A 267-nucleotide genomic window follows, 5' to 3' on the forward strand; every position below is an offset into this window, starting at 1 on the left:
TTTCCTCCATCTGAGATTAGAGTCCGGCCCTTGATTGAAGGACGGACTGATGAAGAGAAAGCGTTTCACGGAAGAGCAGATCATTGCGGTTCTGCGCGAGCATGAGGCGGGTGCGAAGGCGGGCGATCTGGCCCGCAAGCACGGGGTCTCGGAGGCGACGCTGTATAACTGGAAGGCCAAGTATGGCGGGATGGACGTCTCTGACGCGCCAAGCGGCTGAAGGCTCTGGAAGACGAGAATGCCAAGCTGAAGAAGCTGCTCGCCGAC

At 58.8% G+C, this 267-nt stretch carries 1 pseudogene; it reads left to right on the plus strand.

Annotation, left to right across the window (positions count from 1 at the left end):
- Positions 1-49: 49 nt before the first annotated feature.
- Positions 50-267 (plus strand): annotated as a pseudogene (locus AC0L2U_RS34805) (transposase); the annotation flags it as partial.

The sequence above is a fragment of the Mesorhizobium sp. WSM4808 genome (genome assembly GCF_055811675.1).